The organism is Sphingomonas azotifigens NBRC 15497 (genome assembly GCF_002091475.1).
GTDB classification, from domain to species: domain Bacteria; phylum Pseudomonadota; class Alphaproteobacteria; order Sphingomonadales; family Sphingomonadaceae; genus Sphingomonas; species Sphingomonas azotifigens.
The window spans coordinates 63925-82666 of record NZ_BCTR01000002.1 but is presented as its reverse complement, the minus strand read 5'-3'; the positions used below and the strand labels follow the sequence as shown (position 1 = coordinate 82666).

Below are 18742 nucleotides of genomic sequence, written 5' to 3'. Positions count from 1 at the left end.
GGCGTTGGCGCCCGCCCATGCCCAGAACCGGGCCGCCGCCCCGACGACACCCCCAGCCGCGGATCAGGCTGGCGGTAGCGACGACATCGTCGTCAGTGCCCGCTACAAGAACGACACGCTGCAGACCGTGCCGATCGCGATCACGGCATTGTCGCCGGCGCAGATCGAGGCGGTGGGCGGGCAGACCAGCCTCAAGGCGCTCGCGGCGTTCACGCCCAGCGTGACGATCCAGGGGTTCAGCGGCCGCAACCAGACGATCACCATCCGCGGTCTCGGCACCAATTCGGGCGGCACCAATGACGGGCTCGATCAGGGGGTCGGCCTCTATATCGACGGGGTCTATCGTCCGCGCACCGGGACGGTGATCAACGACGTGCTCGACATCGACAGCGTGCAGGTTTTGCGGGGGCCGCAGGGTACGTTATTTGGTAAGAACACCGTCGCCGGCGCGATCGACGTGCGGACCAAGGCGCCGAGCTTCACTCGCGAGGTCGCGGCCGAGCTGACCTATGGCAATTACAATTACATGCGCGCCCAGGCCTCGGTCTCGGGCGGGCTCAGCGACACGGTGGCGGTTCGGCTCAGCGGGCTGGTCGCGGGGCGCGACGGCACGATCTACAACACCCGCCAGAAGCAGGACTGGGACAATTACGACAACGCCGCGGTCAAGGCCGACCTGTTGTGGAAGCCGAGCGCGGACCTCAGCATCCGCCTGACCGGCGATTACGCCCGCCAGACCGGCAATATGGGCTTTTATCTCTCCGGACAGGTGCTGCCGACGACGCTGGCCAACGGTGCGCCCGTGAAGGGCTTCTACGCGCATTCGGCCGATATCGGCTACACGCCACCCGTCATCGATCCCTATCGCCGCCAGACCGACATCAACGGCTCCCAGGCGATCCAGATGCCGAGCGGCGGCCTTACTGCGCGGATCGATGCGACGCTCGGCGGGCACACGCTGACCTCGATCACCGCGGCGCGGTTCTGGAAATGGATCCCCAACTGGGACGGCGACCAGTTCGGCGCGGACATTCTGGGGCAGGGGACGGTGGCGACCGACCAGAAGCAGTTCAGCCAGGAATTGCGGCTCACCTCGCCCAGCGGCGGCAAGATCGAATATACCGGCGGGCTCTATTATTTCTGGCAGAAGGCCAAGCTCAAGCAGGAGCTGTCGTTCAGCAAGGACGCAGCCAAATGGTATTTCGGCCCCAGCGCGCCCGACGCCCTGCTCCAGGGGCTGGATACGTTCACCTATGCGGATCCCTCGACCAACAGCTATGCCGCCTATGGCCAAGCGACCTGGCACGTCGCCGCGCGAACCAGTCTGACCGGCGGGCTGCGCTATACCTATGAGAAAAAGGCAGGCAGCTACGACGCAGTCCAGGTCGGCAACGTCGCGCCGGTTTCCAGCCTGCCGCCCGCCTATCAGGCGAGCGCCGACGCCATCCGGGCTGCCTTCTCGCCATCGGGCGGGGCCTATTCGGCCAGCCGATCGAAGGGCACCGTTTCCTGGCTGCTCAGCGCGAGCCAGGATCTGGGGAGCGATGCGCATCTCTATGCGAGCTATTCGCGGGGCTACAAGTCGGCGGGGATCAATCTGGTCCGCCGGAATGCCGGCATCAACATCTTCGTCGAGCCCGAAAAGGTCGACGCCTATGAAATCGGGCTGAAGACGCAGTTCTTCGATCGCCGGGTGCAGTTCAACACCGCCTTGTTCTGGATGACCGACGAGAATTACCAGGCGAACCTGTATGACGTTTCGAACCGCATCGCCTATCTCGGCAATGCCGGCAAGGTGCGCAGCCGCGGGGTCGAGGTCGATCTGCGCGCGACGATCGCCAGGGGGCTGAGCCTGAGCGCCTCGGGCACCTTCACCGACGCAAAGTACGTGCGGTACACCAACGCGATCTGCCCGTTCCTGCAATCCTACAAGACATCGTGCGACATTTCGGGCCAGCGGCTTTCGGGCACGTCGAAATGGGTGGGCGCGGTGCAGGCGCGGTACGAGACGGCGCTGGGCAACCGCCTGATCGGCTATGCCGCGGCCGATGCGAGCTATCGCTCCAAATTCTTCTCCGCGGTGAACGACGATCCGTTCACCGAGATCAAGGGCTATGCGCTGGTGGGCGCGCAGCTCGGTCTGCGCGCGGCGAACGGCCCCTGGGACGTGTCGGTCTGGGGCCGCAACCTGCTCGACAAGAACTACCTCGTCACCGCCACCGTCAACGGCACCTGGGGCCTGACCCAGGTCGCCCCCGGCGAGCCGCGCACCTACGGCATCACGCTGCGGAACCGCTTCTGATGACCGCCCACCTGAAGGAGCCGTTCATGCCCCTCGACGCCGCCGTTTCGCGCCGCAGCCTGCTTGCCTTCTCCGCCGCCGGGCTGCTCGCTGCCTGCTCCAAGGCTGCGACCGCAAAGCTGGTGATCGGCGATCAGCGCGGCGGCATCCAGGCGCTGCTGCAAGTCTCCGGACAGCTGCAGGACGTGCCCTTTGCGATCGAATGGGCGCAGTTCCCCAATGCCGCGCCGTTGCTCGAGGCAATGGGCGCCGGCGCGATCGATACCGGCGTGGGCGGCGATGCGCCCTTCATCTTCAGCCTCCAGTCCGATGCCGGTGTGAAGGCGATCGCGGCCTTCCGCCTGACGGGCGATGCCGTGACGGTGATGGTGCCCGGCCGCTCGCCGATCCGCAGCTTCGCCGATCTGCTCGGCAAGAAGGTGGCGACCCCGCGCGGCTCGATCGGCCATTATCTGCTGCTTGCGGGGCTCAAGCGGCTGGGCAAGCGCTTCGATGCGATCAACATCCGTTTCCTCAATCCCTCGGACGGCCGCGCCGCGCTGGCGAGCGGGGCGGTCGATGCCTGGGCGATCTGGGACCCCTATGCGGTGATCGCCGAGCTGAGCGACGGGATGCGGATCGTGCCGGTCGAGCGGTCGTGGACGCCGGGCCTCGGCTTCGTCTTCGCCTCGGACCGCGCGCTGCGCGACAAGCGGCCGCAGCTCGAGGACTTCGCCCGCCGCTTCGCCACCGCACGGCGCTGGGGCGAGGCGCACCGCGAGGCCTATGCGCAGATGCTGACCGGCCAAACCGGCCTGCCGATCGCGGCGACGCGCCGCTTCCTCCATCGCACCGTCAATGTGCCGGTGCCGATCGATGCGGCGCTGATCGCCGAGGAGCAGCAGATCGCGGACCTGTTCCACGAGGCGGGCCTGCTCGCCCGCCCGGTGCAGGTCGCGCCGCATTTCGCCCCCCTCTGAACCCGCAGCCAAAGGAATGCCGTGATGGCCAAGCGACAGCTCAAACTCGGACTGGTGACTATGGGCGTGGGTGGCCCGGGTCAGACCAACCGCTGGCTCGATCCCGAAATCCCGGTCGATGCCAGCGTCAACATCGACTGGTATATCGACATCGTCCGCCAGGCCGAAGCGGCCAAGTTCGATCTGGTGTTCATCGTCGACAGCCAGTTCATCACCGCCGACTCGCCGCCGCACTATCTCAATCGGCTGGAACCGCTGACGCTGCTCTCCGCGCTGGCAGTGGCGACGACCCATATCGGCCTGGTCGGCACGCTCACCACCTCGTACAATGCGCCGTTCAACCTCGCGCGGCGGCTGGCTTCGCTCGACCTGATCAGCAAGGGGCGGGCGGGCTGGAACGTCGTGACCAGCGGCGATGCCGGCACGGCGGGCAATTACGGGCTAGACGAGCATTACGATTATGCCACCCGCTATGGCCGTGCCTTCGAATATCTGGAGGTCGTGCGCGGGCTGTGGCGCTCCTATGAGGATGACGCGCTGGTGCGCGATCGCGCGACGGGCGTGTTCCTCGACAAGAGCAAGCTCCATGCGCTTCACCACAAGGGCGAGCATTTCTCGGTTGTCGGGCCGCTCAACATCCAGCGCTCGCCGCAGGGCGAACCGGTGATCTTTCAGGCTGGCGATTCCGACCAGGGACGCACGCTGGGCGCTACGGTGGCGGACGCGATCTTCACCCATGCCAGGACGATCGAGCAGGGCCAGGCCTTCTATGCCGACCTCAAGGGGCGGGCCGCCGCGTTAGGCCGTGATCCGGACAGCCTCGTGATCCTGCCCGGCTTTACGATTACGGTCGGCGATACCGATGCAGAGGCGCAATCGATCGACCGCGCGCTCCGCCGGATCGACCAGAGCTTCGAGCAGGCGCTCGCCGAGTTCGGCCGCCCGTTCGGCTGGCATGATTTCCGTCGCTATGATCTCGACGCGCTTTTCCCGGTCGAGGCGCTGGAGCATGCCCGGAGCAGCTTCTACACTCAGGCCAAGGCAATCACCGATCGGGCGATAGCGCTTGGCCTGACGCTGCGCGAGACGGTCGAATATCAGCGCGACGTGTACGCCAGCCCCTTTGTCGGCTCCGCCGCATCGATTGCCGACGCGATCGAGCGCTGGTTCGAGGAACGAGCGCTGGATGGCATCAACGTCCATGCCGGACATCCGAGCCAGTTTCGCCGCTTCACGCAGGAAGTGGTGCCGTTGCTGCAGGCGCGCGGCCTGTTCCGGACGGACTATGAACATACCACGCTGCGCGGGCATCTGGGACTGCCGATCCCAACCAACCGGCGAAGCGAGGTGGCTCGGTTTGTCTGCACAGGCTCGCGGCGTTGATCAGTGGATCGCCGTTGGTTGTTCATGCCGCTGCGAGAAGCGGCTGGCCGAAGTATATCTGGTCTGGCGTTCGCCCTCGAAGGGCGGAATGCGGTCGCACGGCATTGTAGAAACCGATGTAGCGGCCGATGCCTGCACCGGCTTCGGGGACGGATGCGTAGGCGTTGAGGTAGACCTTCTCGTATTTCACCGAGCGCCAGAGGCGCTCCACGATGACGACGAGGTACACGAAGCCGCGCGCCATCGGAACGTAGGGGATGTCCGTCGCCCAGACCCCCGCCTTCGCGGGGGCAGGCTCTGGTTGGGCCGCGTCCCCGCCAGGTTGCGCAGCAGACAGGGATAGACCTTGTGCCCGGGTACCGGCTTCACCGTGTTCGGCCGGCGGTACGGTGCCTCCAGTCCCCATCCGCTTCATCAGCGTCGCGACATACAGCCGGCCCACCTCCACGCCCTCCTGCCGAAGCAGATCGCGCGGGATCCGGCTGCGGGCAAACGGGAAGAGCTGGTGCAACGCGTCGAGTTGCGCTTCGGGGCCGGACAGCAGCACGCAATAGTTGCGCGCGTGGAGGAACCGCTGCTCGCTGATCCAGCGCTTCGTCGATCCTGATGCGCGCTTCCTGTTCGTGGCGCCGACCCACGTGTTGCAGGTTGCCGCCGAGAGCGGGGCCGAGCTCTTCGACATCGCCGACGAGGGCGTCAGCATCCAAGTGTTCGGTACATCATTTTGATATTGCGACCTAGTCGCATTAGCCTATATAGCCGGACCGAGATCGAGGCAGCCGGTTGGTTCGAACGAACGGCGAAATCACAAAATCATTAATAACAACAGCTGTTTGGGGCAGCGCAGAGGACAGGGAATGAGCATGCGGAATTTTTCGGGGGGCCCGAGATCACTTGGCTGGATGTTCGCCGCGACCCTGCTGTCGTTTCACAGTGCCGCCATGGCGGACGATGCCGATTCCACCGATGATCAATCGGCGATCATCGTAATCGGGAAACGTGACGGCTACGCCGTAACCGACACCTCCGCCGCCAAGACCCCGGCGCCCCTGCGCGATCTTCCGCAGTCGATCGCGGTGGTTCCGGCGCAGGTCCTGCTCGACCAACGGGTGTTATCGCTTCAGGATGCGCTCAAGAACGTCCCCGGCGTCAGCTTCGCCGGCGGCGATGGCCAGCGCGACCAGGTGAACATCCGTGGCTTCACCGCCATCGCCGACCAGTTCGTCAACGGCTTCCGCGACGATGCTTTGTATTTCCGCGACCTCTCCAATACGGAACGCGTCGAGGTCATCAAAGGGCCGGCGGCGGTGCTCTATGGCCGCGGTTCGTCGGGCGGGCTCATCAACCGGGTTCTGAAGCAGCCCGACGTAAACATCACATCCGCAACCCTCTCCGCCGGATCCTTCGCCACCAAGCGCGGTGAGTGGGACCTGGGTCGCTTCGACCCGAAGAGCGGCGTCGGCTTCCGCTTGACCGGCGCTTATGAGGACGACGGCAGCTTCCGCGACCAGCAATTCCTCAAGCGCTTCGCGCTCGCGCCCTCGATGCTGCTCGGGGCTGGCCGGGATACGACGCTGTATGTCGAGGCGGACTACCTACGCGACACGCGCCTGATGGACCTCGGCATACCCGCCCTCAATGGACGGCCGGTCGACGTGCCGCGTTCGACCTATTACGGCGCCTCCAATGCCCGCGAAGCCGATGCGACAACCAGCAAGGTGCTGTCGCAGACCGTCATAGTGACGCACCGCTTCTCGGACACCCTGAGCTTCCGCAACGGCTTTCGCCATTACAACTATCAACTCGATCGCCACAGCACGCTGCCCTCCGCGGTGAACGCGGCCGCGCTGACGGTGACGCTCCAGCATGGCCGGCTCAACCGCGACGAGGATGGCTGGTCGAACCAATCGGAGCTGACCCAGAGGCTGCACTTTGCCGGGATGGAGCACACGCTGCTGTACGGCTTCGAAATCGCCCGACAGGTGAAGGGCGCGCAAACCTTCGCTTCGCGAAGCGTTGCCGTCACCTCGCTGTTCAACCCGGTGCTGCCTGTCGTGAACGATGCGAGCTTCACCACGCTGAGCGCCAACAGCAACACGACGTTCGACACGCGTGGCCTCTATGTGCAGGATTTCGCCGATCTCGGCCACGGGTTCAAGGCCTTGGTGGGCGCCAGGCACGACTGGTTCATCCAGAAGACCTATCAGTTGCTGCCGGGGCAGCCGAACCTCGCTCGGACTGATCGCAAATGGAGCCCGCGCGCCGGCCTGGTCTTCCAGCCGGATGCGACGCAATCCTATTATGTATCGTGGAGCCGGAGCTTCCAGCCCTCAGCGGAAACCTTCGCCCTCGCGGCCAACAATGCCGATATCGCGCCGGAGGAGACCACGAACACGGAAGTGGGCGCCAAATACACACTGTTCGGCGGAAAGCTGAGCATCCAGGCGGCGGGGTTCATCCTGCGCCGCACCGGTATCAAGGGCAGCGATCCGCTGACACCGACAAGGGTGGTGCCGATCGGTACGCAGCGTACCCGCGGCGCGGAACTGTCGGGTCAGCTCGACCTGCCATCGGGTTTCCACGCCATTGCCGGTTATGCCTATCTCGACACGCGCATCACCGCGTCGGCCAATCCCGCCTTTGTGAACAAGCGCGCGACGATCACGCCGGAGAACGCCGTCAGCGCCTTCCTGACCAAGACATTCGACGGGCGTTTCGGCATTGGGGGAGGGATGAACTATGTCGGTGATCGCTGGGCCGATCCGGCCAACACCACGATATTGCCGCACTATGTCACGGTGGATGCGATGGCTTGGGCGAATGTCGGCTCGGTGCGCCTCCAGCTCAACGCCTACAATCTGAGCAACGAGAAATACATTATCTCGGGACATGGCACCTCGCCCTTGCTCAACATTCCGGGGGCACCACGATCGATCTTGGCTACGGCGCGAATCAACTTCTGACTACGACGATGGCCTGGTTATATAATAGGTATAGATCACTATATTTATGATCTCGACGACTGGCGGTGATCTAATTTCGCTCGACCCGAACCCGCGATTACCCGAGGGCCACAGATGTTATTCGGGTTGCTCAAGCCCGTCCGCTGATCGGCCCGTTTAGCGCTCAGTAGGCGCCATTTCGGCTTCCTGGAAGCCGCCTCTCTTGCTCGTCTCATCAATCGCGGCGCGACGGCGATACTCCCGGGGTGTGCAGCCCGTGTTTGCAAGCAAGGCGGATGTAAGGTGGCTTTGGCTAGAGAAGCCGCACTCTGCGGCCACGGCCGCAATGCTCATCGTGTCGGAGTCCAGCAGCCACTTGGCGCGGCGCAGGCGTTCAGTCCGGATGTGATGCGCGGGCGTCGTTCCGAAGGTCGCTTGAAAGGCCGCCGAGAAGCGGGTTCTGCCCATCCCCACAATGCCGGCAAGTGCAGCCACTCTGATGCTTTGGTCGAGATTATCCTGGATATAGGCGTTGAGAAGATCGGTCTGGGCAGCCGTGAGCTCCAGTTGCTCCGACCCCTTTCGTCCATGCGTGCCGTCTTCCTGTCCGCCCGCCGGCCCCGCGAACGCGACCGCGGGACGGCGATACGAAGCGAAATTATGTGGGTGATGGTCCAGCAGCAGACCCAACGCATGGTCAAGGAGGCCCCGGATCAATTCCGGCGGGCGGCCTGGTATGTCGATGAGCGCATCCAGCGCAGCTTCGATTTGCCGCCAGCGCGTGGCCAGAAATGGTGAGAATGGCGTGGCATCAAGTCTCAGGGGGGCGTTGGGCTCCGTTCCAAGATAGGCACGGCATGCCGCCCGGACCGACGACGACGGCAGGAAAATCGCGGTGTCGGCAAGTCCACTCGGCGCCTTCACTTCGCGCGCCGCGCCGACGGCGAAGGGCACGATGCTGCCTCGCTGACAATCGATCACGCCGTCTGAAGTCCGAACCTTCGCCGAGCCGGCCTTTCTGTGGAAGATCGCCAGACCTCCGTCATCAGGCCCAATTCCTTCCAGATTCAAGCAGAAACCGGCGGAAAATCGCGCGCGAACGATGGCGGCCATCGGCCCCGAGATGCGCAGGATCGATGCTCGAGGACTCCGATCATGTCCGTGAAATGTGAAGCGGTTGTCGCCGTAAAGCGCGCTCAATCCCATCCGCACCTGCTCGGAGTCGAGGCTGTCGAAACACAGATGCTCGGCGATCATCATGGCTATGATCGCCGGCGCAGTGTGTCATGACGATACGCTATTCTGTGCAAAGGTCTCCCTCCCTGCGAACGGCGGCGTCTGGTGATAAAAGCGCGATGGATTCTGAAATAATGTCCCTCGGAAGCTATCCTATCTGGGGCTTGGCGCAACAATGATCTGTGGGCCGGATGTGGGGAGATGGTCGAGGTCGATCTGCGGCCATCTCGGCTCCGTGTGCTCCTTGGCGTTGCGCGCGCCTATGGAGGAGTTGAAGACCATGATTGCTTTCAAGCCAGCGAAAACATGTCTCGCAAGTGGCGCTCTGTCGGCCGTGCTGATGGCCGCTCCGGCAGTGGCCTCAACACGCTTTTCAGACACGACATTCAGTTCGAGCGATTACATCCTGACCAGTTTTGGCGGCCCGTCGGTCACGACATCACTCGCCCAAAGCACTTCGGGGAATCCGGGGACGGCGCTTGAAGGAACCTACGCGGCCTTCAACGGCAATGGCGCCGGCGTCCTCTTCACCGCCCTCAATCAGAATTTCGTCTACGATCCCACCGTAAGGGGGGCGATCACATCGATCTCCGCCTCTCTCGATCGGTTCTTCAGCCCCACCGTCGACGCCATTCCCATCGCGGTCGGCAGCTATTCGCTACGCATCCTGGCCGAGCAGAATGGAAAAATATACCAGGCGGTCTTCACATTCGGCCCGTTCAATCAGTTGGGCGGCGATTGGCATACACTTGCGACCAGCAACATTCAGGCCAGCGATTTCAAGCTATTCGATCCCGCCAATTTCAGTGCCCCGGGCTCGCTGACCGGCCTCGATTATGCCGGCAGCGCGATTACCTTCGGTTTTGCGATGCGCGCAGCGGGCGCCGTCGATAGCAACGGGGCGCCTGTTAACCTGCCTTCGGCGGGCACGCTGCGCGCCGACAATTTCAACGTGTCCATCGCGTCTGTGCCGGAGCCGTCGGCGTGGTTGATGATGGTGCTCGGATTTGGCTTTGTCGGGGCAGCAATGCGCAGACCAAAGCGCGCTTTCCCCGTCCGGCTGGCGATTTGACATCGGGCAGATAGCCACGGATCAAGGATCGGACGTGACGTCCTGCCCTCCAAGCGAGGAATCCGTGGCTATCTCTGATGCGCTCGACCACAGTAGGCGCGGTGTGATCCAAAAGCTGGGCGCTCGACTGGATCGTCGTTTTTCCATTTCGCAGCGCGGTAGCACCGCGATAACCGAGGTCCTTGCCGGCGGCACGACCTTTGCGGGCATGGCCTATATCGTCGCCGTCAATCCGACGGTCATGGCGCAGGCCGGGATGGACCGCGAGGACGTGGCGATTGCGACGATCATCGTCTCCATCGTCGGGAGCGTAGCGACCGGGCTGTGGGCGAACCTGCCGCTTGGCCTGGCCCCTTCCATGTGGTCGAACGCATTCTTCTCGTTCGTCGTCGTCCGGCATATGGGATTTCCCTGGCCCGCGGCGCTCGGCATCATGCTGGGGTCGAGCCTGATCATCCTCGCTCTCGGCGCGCTTCACGTGCGCGAGTGGATGACGAACAGCATCGCTGACGATATCAAGATCGGGCTCCAGGCGGCCTTCGGCCTGTTTCTGTGTCAGATCGGCCTGAGTCAGGCCATGCCTCCGCCGGCTGCTTGGTCTGCGCCGGTGGCGCCGGCCATTATCCTTACTTTTGTGACGCTCGGCACGTTCGTCCTGGCCTGGCGCGGCGTCTCCGGCGCACTGATCATCTCAGTCTTGCTTACATGGGCGATCTTCGCCGTGCTGACGCGGCATGGTGCGACCGACATGGTGACGCTCCTTTCGCCGGTCCTTCCGCACTGGCCCTACAAGACCGCCTTTGCAATCAACGTTTCGTCCTTATCGGCGTGCCCCCTGCAAGCTGCGCTGGCTCTGGCCTTTGTCACATTCAACGAATGCGTCGGCCTGGTGGCGACGACGGTGACAGTTGCGCGAGCAGCGCATATCGAGATGTCGGGGAAGAGCGCGCGCGCCGCCTATGTCAGCGATTCACTTGCGACGCTTCTCGGCTCGTTGGTCGGCACCGCGACGGTCAGCCCCTATGTGGAGTCGGTCGCGGGCGTGAAGACAGGGGGGCGAACCGGCTTGACCGCCCTCGTCGCCGCAGCCGGCTTCGCCGCGACGCTCTTCTTCATTCCGCTCATTTCAGCCATTCCGCCTGCCGCCACAACACCAACCCTGCTGGTGCTGGGCGTCTGGATGTTTTGCGACGGCATGAAAATCGCTCTTTGGACTTGGGCTCGTCTCCTGGTGGTCACGACGATGGTCGTCATTACCTCGATGTTCGGTGATCTGGTGAGCGCACTTGCCGGCGGGGCTGCAGCCTATCTTATAGTGAATTGGAATATTGCCGGAGCGCACCGAACAACGCTTGTCGTTTGTGGCTTCTTCGTTCTTGCCTGGGCTATAGCACAACGTATGCCGTAAAACTTCCAAACGATCACTGGCGCGCGACCCCGGCCCATAGCGCTCCTTCCACTTGGACGTGAAGAATGCATCATCAAAGCCTGGGATTAAAGATCTAGAACTTGGCAGAGAGGTTCGCGCCAAATGTACGTGGCGAACCGAATGCATAATTGTACAGGTTGATCGGAGGGCCTGCCGTAAACTGCGCAAACGTAATTGGTACATAATTCTCTACGTTGCGCACGAATCCTTGAACGCTGTATTTTCCACTCGAATCCGTCCAGGTGACTGAAAGATCTGTCTGGGTATACGCTTTTTGAAGATCGGCCGCATAGTTATACGACGTCAGGTGGTAGTCCGACTTGAAGCGGGAATAGGCGCTGGCACGCAGGCTTCCGGCCGCGCCCATATCGAAAATGTGGTCGTATCCGACCGCAATCGTAACCTTGGGAGCCTGTGGCGGCCGATTGCCCTTGAGATCGAGAACCGCCGTTCCCCCGTTCACGCCGGTGGCGAAGGCATTGAACTTCGTGAATTTGGCGTCGAGATAATTGAACGTGACGCGGAACTGGTCGTTGGGCGTCAACGCTGCCGAAAAATCCGTGTCGACACCGTTGAAACGCGCCCTTCCGGCGTTGACGGTCGCGTGCCCGACCGTGGTGTTGATGAAGTTGTCGATCTGAAGATCGGTATAGTCATAATGGAATGCCGAGACGTTGAACTCGACCGTGTTGTGCAGGAAGCGATTTTTCGTGCCGATCTCGTACGACGTGATCTTCTCGGGTTGGAACGTGCCGATCGTTTGGCCATTGACGACGACGTTGGTGAGATTGTCGAAGCCGCCCGAGCGATAGCCCGTCGAAACCTTGGCATAGAGCAAATGGCCCGCGCCCGGCGTCCACTCGGCGCCCGCCAGCCAGTTGACCTCGCTATGGTTGTAACACTGGTCGAGCGACTGGTAGTTGCCGCTATCGGCTTCCTTGCAGCGGCCGGGCCGTCCGGTCACGGCGAGAATGTCCGTGGCACTCGGGAAGGTGAGTCCAAAGCGAGGATTTACGAACCCAAGGCCGGAATTCACGTAGAGCGCGTGCTTCTCGTCGCGGGACCACCGAACCCCACCCGTGAGTTTCAACGTATCCACGATCGGGACGTCGCCCTGCAGGAACAGACCCGTGGAATCGAGATTGACGAACGGCCGATAGAAAATGTTGACATAGGCGTACTCGGAGCCCGGAGGGCCGAAGGGCGGGTTCAAGATTTGAATGCTCTGCGTGACCACCTGCTTTTCATGAAAGTAAAAGGCGCCACCCTGCACGAACAAGCCGCGTGGGCCGTGGTAGCTCAGGCGGAGTTCGTTGCTCCAGTCCCTGGAGTCCGCATTCGGCTGGTTCGACACGAACTGCAGATAGTTCGGCGTTCCACTCAGCGGGACATAGGTGCCTGTCTTGTTGATCAGATAGCCGCCGACATACGACAATTCCAAGCCGTCGCTGATGGCGTAGCGCAGGCTGCCGCGAAAGCTGATATTTTCGATGTTGGTGAAGCCGTCCGTGACAAGCGGGAAATCATGCTTTGGTAGGTTGAACGAACTGTTGCGCGGGATGAAATCGCTCCCGCCGCCGACGGTGGGTACTTGAACGACGCCCGGCGTGGTGGTGGTGATCGGAACGCCATATTGCGCGAAGGCAGAGGATCGCGAGCGGACATATTCGCCTTGAAGGAAGCCGCTTAGCGTGCTCCCGGTATAGGCGAGCGTGGCCCTGCCGGCATCGGTCTTGTTGCCGTCGTTCCTGCCGGCGGTCCCGCCGTCGACGCTGTTGTTGCGATAGCCATCATGTTGCGTGTGGATCCCGGCTACGCGGAACGCGAGGCCGTCAGCGATCGGCAGGTTGACCGCGCCCTCGACATTCCACGCGTTGTAGTTGCCGTATCCGGCGCTCGCATACCCGCCGAACCTGTCCTCCGGCTTCTTGGTGATGATGTTGATGGCGCCCGCGGTGGAATTGCGGCCGTAGAGCGTTCCCTGTGGCCCTTTCAGAACCTCGATGCGATCAAGATCGAAAAAGCTCGCATTCAGCGCCGCCGGCCGATTGATATATTCGCCATCGATGTTGACCGTCAGCGCCGCGTCGGCGCCCTCCGCGATCGACTCCGCGGTAACGCCGCGCAAGGACAGTTTCGTGTAGATCGTGTCCGTGGTCACGCCGAGATCGGGCGCCAGCCGCTGCAACCCGTTGACATCGGTGATGTTGGACGTCCGAAGATCGTCGCCGCTGACGACGCGGAGCGCGATGGGCGTCTTCTGAACGCTGGACGCGGTTTTCTGGGCGGTGACGATAATTTCCTGAAGCCCGCCGCTGTTCGCGGACTGGCCTGCGGGATCCGCCATGTCCGCGACGGCTGGACCGTCGGCTGCCGAAGCGGCGTTCGCGGTGGTGCCGTCCGACGCCGTCGAGCCCGGCGAAGCGGTGGTTTGGGCTGACGCCGCGCTGACGCCAATAAACGCGGCTGCGGTGCCGGAGAGCAATAATATACGTCGCCTCATCAATACATCCTCCCTATATTGTCGCTCGATTTCGGCGATCTATTTTTAAGGAACGGGCAATCGTCTGGAATTGGTCGTTATTTGATTATGAGGATCGAGTGATTTCGATCAGTTCCACGCCCGGTGCCGCCAGCGTGCCTTGGATGGTAATCGAACCGCCTTCGCCTTCCTGCGAGTCGAGGATGTCGCCGAAATGATCCGCATCTGCCCGGTACCGAACCACTTTGTGGCGGCCCTGGCCCCAGGGCATGTCGGTGATGTCGAGCGTATAGCCGGTATAGCCGGCACTGCCGGCGTGCACGCGCCTGGAAGGAACATTCAAAGACATGTTCACGCGTTCGGTGCCGATCGGCACCTGGAATTCGAACACGTCGCGCTCTCGGGCGATCAAGTACGCATCGGGGATCGCATAATTGGCGATCAGCACGCGAATGACATCCCCATTTGCGGTGCGGCCGGCCAGCACGGCAAATCCGTTCTCATCGCCACCCGTGCTGGGGAGGCGCTCCGTCGCGGCCAGCGTCTGTCCTACCAGGCGGAACGCGCTCGTTCTCGCATTCTCGCTGCCGTCGGCCTCGAAAATTCCGGCGGGATCCCTGAAATTGTAGTGAAAGTCGGTGCCGGTATCGGCGCGGAAGAAGATCGCCTGGTCGACCGCCGAGTCCTGCAAGTAGACGGCTGCTGCAGCGATGAACGCTGCATTTTCGGAATCCTCGAACTTGGCCGTCGGGATGCCGGTCATGCTCCAGTAGGAGAGCAGAAGCTGGGTATCGCCGAAGCCGTGCTTGTCGAGGATCGCGCGGACGTCTGCTGCAATCGTTCGAAAATCAAGCGGATCGCGTGAATTGTCGGCGTACCACATCCAGGACAGGAAATCCAAAGGCAGCGACTTGTCTTTGATGAACCCGAGAAAACCTTCGCGGAACGGACCTTCGTTCAGTGGAAAGGCGACACAGGGGCCGCCGAACTTCAGGCCGGCGTCGACACGCTTCACGGCGCGCGCCGCGGCCGCGTACATTTCATAGAATTGATCCGGGATACCGGAGAAGTGCAGCGTCCCGAAGTCCGGCTGATCCCCGAATTCCCAGTGCGTCACAGCCCCCGTAAAGCCGTTGCCCCATCCGCATACATAGTGGCGGACGATGTTTTCGACGACTTGCTCATACTTCGCCAAGTCCTCGATCGGTTGCTTGTTCGACGGGATTTCGCTGGCGATCGTGAAAAGGATATCCGCCCCGATCGAACGGACCTGCCGCACCCAGGAATCGGTCGCGTCGAAATTGTAATTGGCTGGGTCACTGGGATCCGCGGACCAGTCGGGAAACAGGCTCCTCGGGTTATCGACGGTGTCCAGCCTCGAAACCCAATCATACGACCGAACGAGCGTTACATGCGCAGCCTTCCACACGTTCAGGATGTCGGGAACACCGTCCGTTCCAGCCGCTGGCCCGGGAATGCCCGATGTTCCGTGAAGCTTGCGCATGTCGCCGGTCGAAACGCCCGCATGGACCGACACCTTCGCGATACGGTTCGTGTTCATCAATATTCACTTTCCAGAATGCGGTGAATGTAATCGAGTACGGCCGGCTCCTCGTGCACGAGATATGCAAGCCTTCGATCGAGCGCCTCGGGTGTCGCCGAATCGAATTCCTCGTGCATCATCTTCAGCGACTGGTCCCAGATGGCCTTCACGCGCGGGTACCGTCTTGCCATGAACTTGGTTTGTACGTCGTAGAGCGTGTCGTCCGAACACAGGAGCTTGGCAAAGACCACCCCGTCTTCAATGGCCATCGCCGCGCCCGATCCGAGATAGGGCGTCATGGCGTGGGCGGCGTCGCCCATGATCATGACCCGCCCCCGGTGCCACGGATAGGGGACCAGGACCGTATCGAGCGGCGTGTACGCAACGTTGGTGGCGGCGCGCAGCGAGTCGATTTCCGCCGCCATGAATGCGGAGTCTCCCATCATCTCCCGCGCTCTCTGATGCATGATGTGCGGGAAGGCCGCGGGGTCGTGACGCGGGCGGCCTGGCTCGTAATGGGTGACGATCACGTACATCATGCCGCCGGCCAGCGGTACGAAGCCCACTTTGCCGCCAAAGCCATGGCAGAATATGGCGCCCTTCAGCGAGTCCGGGGCGCGTACCGGCGCACGCCAGGCGACGCCGCCGCTGCGAACGGGGACGTAGGTCTCGCCGAACAGGTAACGGCGAATACTCGAGTTGATGCCGTCAAAGCCGATCACCAGATCATATCGATGCGACGATCCGTCGCTCAACTCCACCGTCACGCCGTCGGCATCCTCTTGGATGTCGGTTGCCGTCGTCGCCATTCGGATCGAGCAGCCGGCCTCCAGGGCGCGGGCGCTGGCCATCTCCAGGAAGCCCAGGCGGGGGAGCTGGACGTTGTTGGGCATGCCGTCGAGCTGGCGCCCGTACGGGATGTCGACGACATGGTGGCCGTTCCTGTCGAAATAGGAAAGTGGCGGCGTTGGAAACCCGATCGACAGCGTCGGTTCGAGAAGGCCGATCTCGCGCAGCGCACGAAGGCCGTTGGTCCGCAGCCCCCATCCCACACCAGCCACCGCGTTGTCCGGCTTGATATCGATGACGTCGACTTCCGCGCCGATCTGCGCAAGCGCCACCGCTGTGCACAGGCCGCCAATGCCCGCGCCGACAATGAGAATCCTGTCAGGCCTTGCCAATTCGACCTCTCCCGAAATTTCCGCGTGCGTAAGGCAATCGCCGGCTGCACCGCGCTGGTGATATATTACGATGGCATGCGCGCAAATTTGGGTCAAGGGTTCCAATCTTGCCAGTGCTCCTCGACGGGGGCATGGTTCGCCCTCGGCACGGTGCCGAGCAGGAGGTGCTGGATGGCAGAGGCCGAGGGACGAAAACAGACGCTGGCGGACCAGGCCTATGCGGTTCTGCGGCAGCGGATCGTGTCCCTCAAAATGCCACCCCGCATGCGGTTTACCGAACGAGAGATATCAAAGGACATTGGCTTCGGGGCGATGCCGGTGCGGGAGGCCTTGGACCGGCTGAACCACGATGGTCTCGTCGAAACGATCCCCCGCCGCGGCTATCGCGTAGCTGGACTTACCTTGAAGTCCGTGGATGACTTCTTCACGGTCTGGAGCGCCGTGTCGCCGTTGATCATGCAGCTGGCACAGGAGCGCATGACGCCGGAGCAGGCCGCCGTTCTGAACGCCATCCAGCGCGAGCATTTGCGGGCGATCAGAAAGGCGAAGCTCAATCCCGAGCACTGGATTCAACTCTCGCGGCAACGGTTCGATCTGCTTGTAGAGGCTACGCGCAATCCGCACCTTGAGACAATCTACCGGAATCTGTCTGCGGAGATGGACCGGATTTTTTATTCGATCAGCAATCACGGCGAGGATGTCCGTACCATCTTCGAGCTCGCAACGCGGTTCGACGCCGCCATTCCGTCGGTCGACGACACGAGCGAGTTCATCAGGATAAGCCGCGCGAAAATCGCGGAGATCATCATCGAGAAGGGGTTCGACTACACGCAGGGCAGCTAGGCCTGGTTCCCACGAAGCATTCGCCTTGCCGCCTGCATCCTGTGGCGTTTGCGAGCCCCAGCGCTAGGTCGCGACGACAGCCAGCTTTGCCGAGTTTCCACGCAGCAGTAGCGACCCGAGCGCGATCAGCATCCCCGCAAAGGCCATGATGCCGGCGGCGACAAAGGTGCCCTGCATGCTGCCGGTGGCGGTCTGTGCCAACGTGACGAGCGGCGGGCTCAGGAACTGCCCGAGAAAGAAGCAGCCGGTCCAGACGCCCATGCCGCGCCCGCGATGTTGCGCCGGAAGCTCGCGCTGCGCCCATGCGACCAGCGCCAGGATCATCATTCCAGCCCCGGTCTGCTGGATCATCACCCCCGCGCTCATCCACTCCCAGTCAGGAGCGAAACCGATCACGCAGAGGCCCGCACCCACCAGCCCAAGCAGGAGGACGAAGGCGACTTCCGAGCGACGCTTGCCGGTGAGCCAGAAGATGCCGGCCCCGACGGAAACCATGAGGCTCGGCAGGAAGGTGATGCGGCCGAGTTCGTCGGACGAAGCCACGCCGACCTCGCGAAAGGCCAGGCCGCCATTCACGGCGTAAACATAATAAAGCGCCGAGCAGAACAGAGTCACCAAGCCAATCCGTCCGATCTTCCGGACCGGGAACGCAGGCCGGTCGTGCGGCCCCTGCTCCGCCGTCGCGCGGGGGGCGTCGACGTCCGGCTCGAAGACGAATGCCAGCATGGCGAGGAAGATCGGGAAGGCGGTCAGGTAGATGAGGAACACCCCGTTCCACCGCATGCCCGTGAGATACCCGGAACCCAGGATCAGCGCGCTGCCCAGGAACGGGCCGACCATGCCCTGGATGCTCAGCCAGTGCCTTCGGCCCTGCTCGTCCCAATAATCGGCGATCAGCGTGTTCACCGTCGTGAGAATTGCCGCTTCGGCGATACCGAGCGCAATGCGTGACAGGAACATGGCATTCAGGCTGGTGAGGAAGAAGGGCGCCGTCCCCGCCATGGCGTAGAGCAAGGTGGACCAGACGACCAGCGCGCGGCGTCCGAAGCGATCGATGAGCGCGCCGGCGAAAGGGGCGATCACCGCGATCGCGAGCCCCGGCGCCGTGACCATCCATGGCACTTTCCAGCCTGCCGTCGGATCGTCGTGGAAATGGTCGATGATCGACGGGACGGCGGGAAACATCGAAACGACCGCGATCATCGGCAAAAATCCCGCGATCACAACGGTCAAGCCTTGTGGCGCGCCTGCCCGGCGGCTCTGTTCATGCTGCAAGCTTGCCACGACCCTCTCCGTTCAGCCTGACTGGCGCATATATTCGCCGTAATATATCACTAAGCGCGCGGGGACAAGTACATGGCCGGCTGCGG

General features: G+C 62.7%; 13 protein-coding genes and 1 pseudogene. 8 read left to right on the top strand and 6 right to left on the bottom strand.

Going from position 1 to position 18742, the window contains the following annotated elements:
- Positions 1 to 4 precede the first annotated feature (4 nt).
- Genes SAZ01S_RS01755 through SAZ01S_RS01745 form a run of 3 tightly spaced genes read left to right on the top strand, consistent with a single transcriptional unit; the run spans position 5 to position 4644 of the window.
- Complete coding sequence (locus SAZ01S_RS01755; protein WP_218018000.1) at positions 5 to 2302, top strand: TonB-dependent receptor; 2298 nt, start codon at positions 5 to 7, stop codon at positions 2300 to 2302.
- A complete protein-coding gene (locus SAZ01S_RS01750; RefSeq protein ID WP_167693035.1) occupies positions 2302 to 3261 on the top strand; it encodes an ABC transporter substrate-binding protein in 960 nt (319 codons plus the stop codon). The genes SAZ01S_RS01755 and SAZ01S_RS01750 overlap by 1 nt, the downstream gene beginning before the upstream one ends.
- A 24-nt stretch (positions 3262 to 3285) precedes the next feature.
- A complete protein-coding gene (locus SAZ01S_RS01745; RefSeq protein WP_084579453.1) occupies positions 3286 to 4644 on the top strand; it encodes an LLM class flavin-dependent oxidoreductase in 1359 nt (452 codons plus the stop codon).
- A 22-nt stretch (positions 4645 to 4666) separates the two neighbouring features.
- Here the strand turns inward: SAZ01S_RS01745 and SAZ01S_RS23910 are convergent.
- A pseudogene (locus SAZ01S_RS23910) lies at positions 4667 to 5167 on the bottom strand (integrase core domain-containing protein); the annotation flags it as partial.
- Between the two features lie 100 nt (positions 5168 to 5267).
- Between SAZ01S_RS23910 and SAZ01S_RS24345 the strand changes: the two are divergent.
- Both SAZ01S_RS24345 and SAZ01S_RS01735 read left to right on the top strand, forming a co-directional pair.
- Entirely contained in the window at positions 5268 to 5372 is a 105-nt protein-coding gene (locus tag SAZ01S_RS24345) for a hypothetical protein (RefSeq protein WP_245824504.1), read from the top strand.
- Between the two features lie 174 nt (positions 5373 to 5546).
- Positions 5547 to 7607, top strand: a complete 2061-nt coding sequence (locus tag SAZ01S_RS01735; RefSeq protein WP_084579451.1) for a TonB-dependent receptor — start codon at positions 5547 to 5549, stop codon at positions 7605 to 7607.
- A gap of 156 nt (positions 7608 to 7763) precedes the next feature.
- On the opposite strand, the gene SAZ01S_RS01730 is transcribed toward SAZ01S_RS01735, so the two are convergent.
- Complete coding sequence (locus SAZ01S_RS01730; protein ID WP_084579449.1) at positions 7764 to 8846, bottom strand: helix-turn-helix domain-containing protein; 1083 nt, start codon at positions 8844 to 8846, stop codon at positions 7764 to 7766.
- A 256-nt stretch (positions 8847 to 9102) separates the two neighbouring features.
- On the opposite strand from SAZ01S_RS01730, the gene SAZ01S_RS01725 reads away from it, so the two are divergent.
- Both SAZ01S_RS01725 and SAZ01S_RS01720 read left to right on the top strand, forming a co-directional pair.
- Complete coding sequence (locus tag SAZ01S_RS01725; protein WP_167693033.1) at positions 9103 to 9894, top strand: PEPxxWA-CTERM sorting domain-containing protein; 792 nt, start codon at positions 9103 to 9105, stop codon at positions 9892 to 9894.
- 64 nt (positions 9895 to 9958) lie between these two features.
- Positions 9959 to 11302 carry an NCS2 family permease gene (locus SAZ01S_RS01720; RefSeq protein WP_084579445.1) on the top strand — a complete coding sequence of 448 codons (1344 nt, stop codon included), beginning with the start codon at positions 9959 to 9961 and terminating at the stop codon, positions 11300 to 11302.
- Between the two features lie 94 nt (positions 11303 to 11396).
- Here the strand turns inward: SAZ01S_RS01720 and SAZ01S_RS01715 are convergent, their stop codons facing one another.
- The 3 genes from SAZ01S_RS01715 to SAZ01S_RS01705 all read right to left on the bottom strand — a co-directional run bounded on the left by SAZ01S_RS01715 (position 11397) and on the right by SAZ01S_RS01705 (position 16634).
- A complete protein-coding gene (locus SAZ01S_RS01715; protein WP_139809893.1) occupies positions 11397 to 13826 on the bottom strand; it encodes a TonB-dependent receptor in 2430 nt (809 codons plus the stop codon).
- 85 nt (positions 13827 to 13911) lie between these two features.
- Positions 13912 to 15366: a GH39 family glycosyl hydrolase gene (locus tag SAZ01S_RS01710; RefSeq protein ID WP_084579441.1), complete on the bottom strand. Its 1455-nt coding sequence runs from the start codon at positions 15364 to 15366 to the stop codon at positions 13912 to 13914.
- Complete coding sequence (locus SAZ01S_RS01705) at positions 15366 to 16634, bottom strand: FAD-dependent monooxygenase (RefSeq protein WP_167693032.1); 1269 nt, start codon at positions 16632 to 16634, stop codon at positions 15366 to 15368. Before SAZ01S_RS01705 ends, SAZ01S_RS01710 begins: the two co-directional genes overlap by 1 nt.
- A gap of 66 nt (positions 16635 to 16700) precedes the next feature.
- On the opposite strand from SAZ01S_RS01705, the gene SAZ01S_RS01700 reads away from it, so the two are divergent.
- Positions 16701 to 17372, top strand: a complete 672-nt coding sequence (locus SAZ01S_RS01700) for a GntR family transcriptional regulator (protein ID WP_167693031.1) — start codon at positions 16701 to 16703, stop codon at positions 17370 to 17372.
- A gap of 63 nt (positions 17373 to 17435) precedes the next feature.
- On the opposite strand, the gene SAZ01S_RS01695 is transcribed toward SAZ01S_RS01700, so the two are convergent.
- Positions 17436 to 18656, bottom strand: coding sequence for an MFS transporter (locus tag SAZ01S_RS01695; RefSeq protein ID WP_245824502.1), 1221 nt, complete (start codon positions 18654 to 18656; stop codon positions 17436 to 17438).
- Positions 18657 to 18742: the final 86 nt, after the last annotated feature.

Excerpts from the sequence above, each read along its gene's own strand:
- SAZ01S_RS01750 (WP_167693035.1), top strand. The coding sequence starts at position 2,302 with ATGACCGCCCACCTGAAGGAGCCGTTCATGCCCCTCGACGCCGCCGTT.
- SAZ01S_RS01745 (WP_084579453.1), top strand. The coding sequence starts at position 3,286 with ATGGCCAAGCGACAGCTCAAACTCGGACTGGTGACTATGGGCGTGGGT.
- SAZ01S_RS01735 (WP_084579451.1), top strand. The coding sequence starts at position 5,547 with ATGTTCGCCGCGACCCTGCTGTCGTTTCACAGTGCCGCCATGGCGGAC.
- SAZ01S_RS01730 (WP_084579449.1), bottom strand. The coding sequence starts at position 8,846 with ATGATGATCGCCGAGCATCTGTGTTTCGACAGCCTCGACTCCGAGCAG.
- SAZ01S_RS01725 (WP_167693033.1), top strand. The coding sequence starts at position 9,103 with ATGATTGCTTTCAAGCCAGCGAAAACATGTCTCGCAAGTGGCGCTCTG.
- SAZ01S_RS01715 (WP_139809893.1), bottom strand. The coding sequence starts at position 13,826 with ATGAGGCGACGTATATTATTGCTCTCCGGCACCGCAGCCGCGTTTATT.
- SAZ01S_RS01710 (WP_084579441.1), bottom strand. The coding sequence starts at position 15,366 with ATGAACACGAACCGTATCGCGAAGGTGTCGGTCCATGCGGGCGTTTCG.
- SAZ01S_RS01700 (WP_167693031.1), top strand. The coding sequence starts at position 16,701 with ATGGCAGAGGCCGAGGGACGAAAACAGACGCTGGCGGACCAGGCCTAT.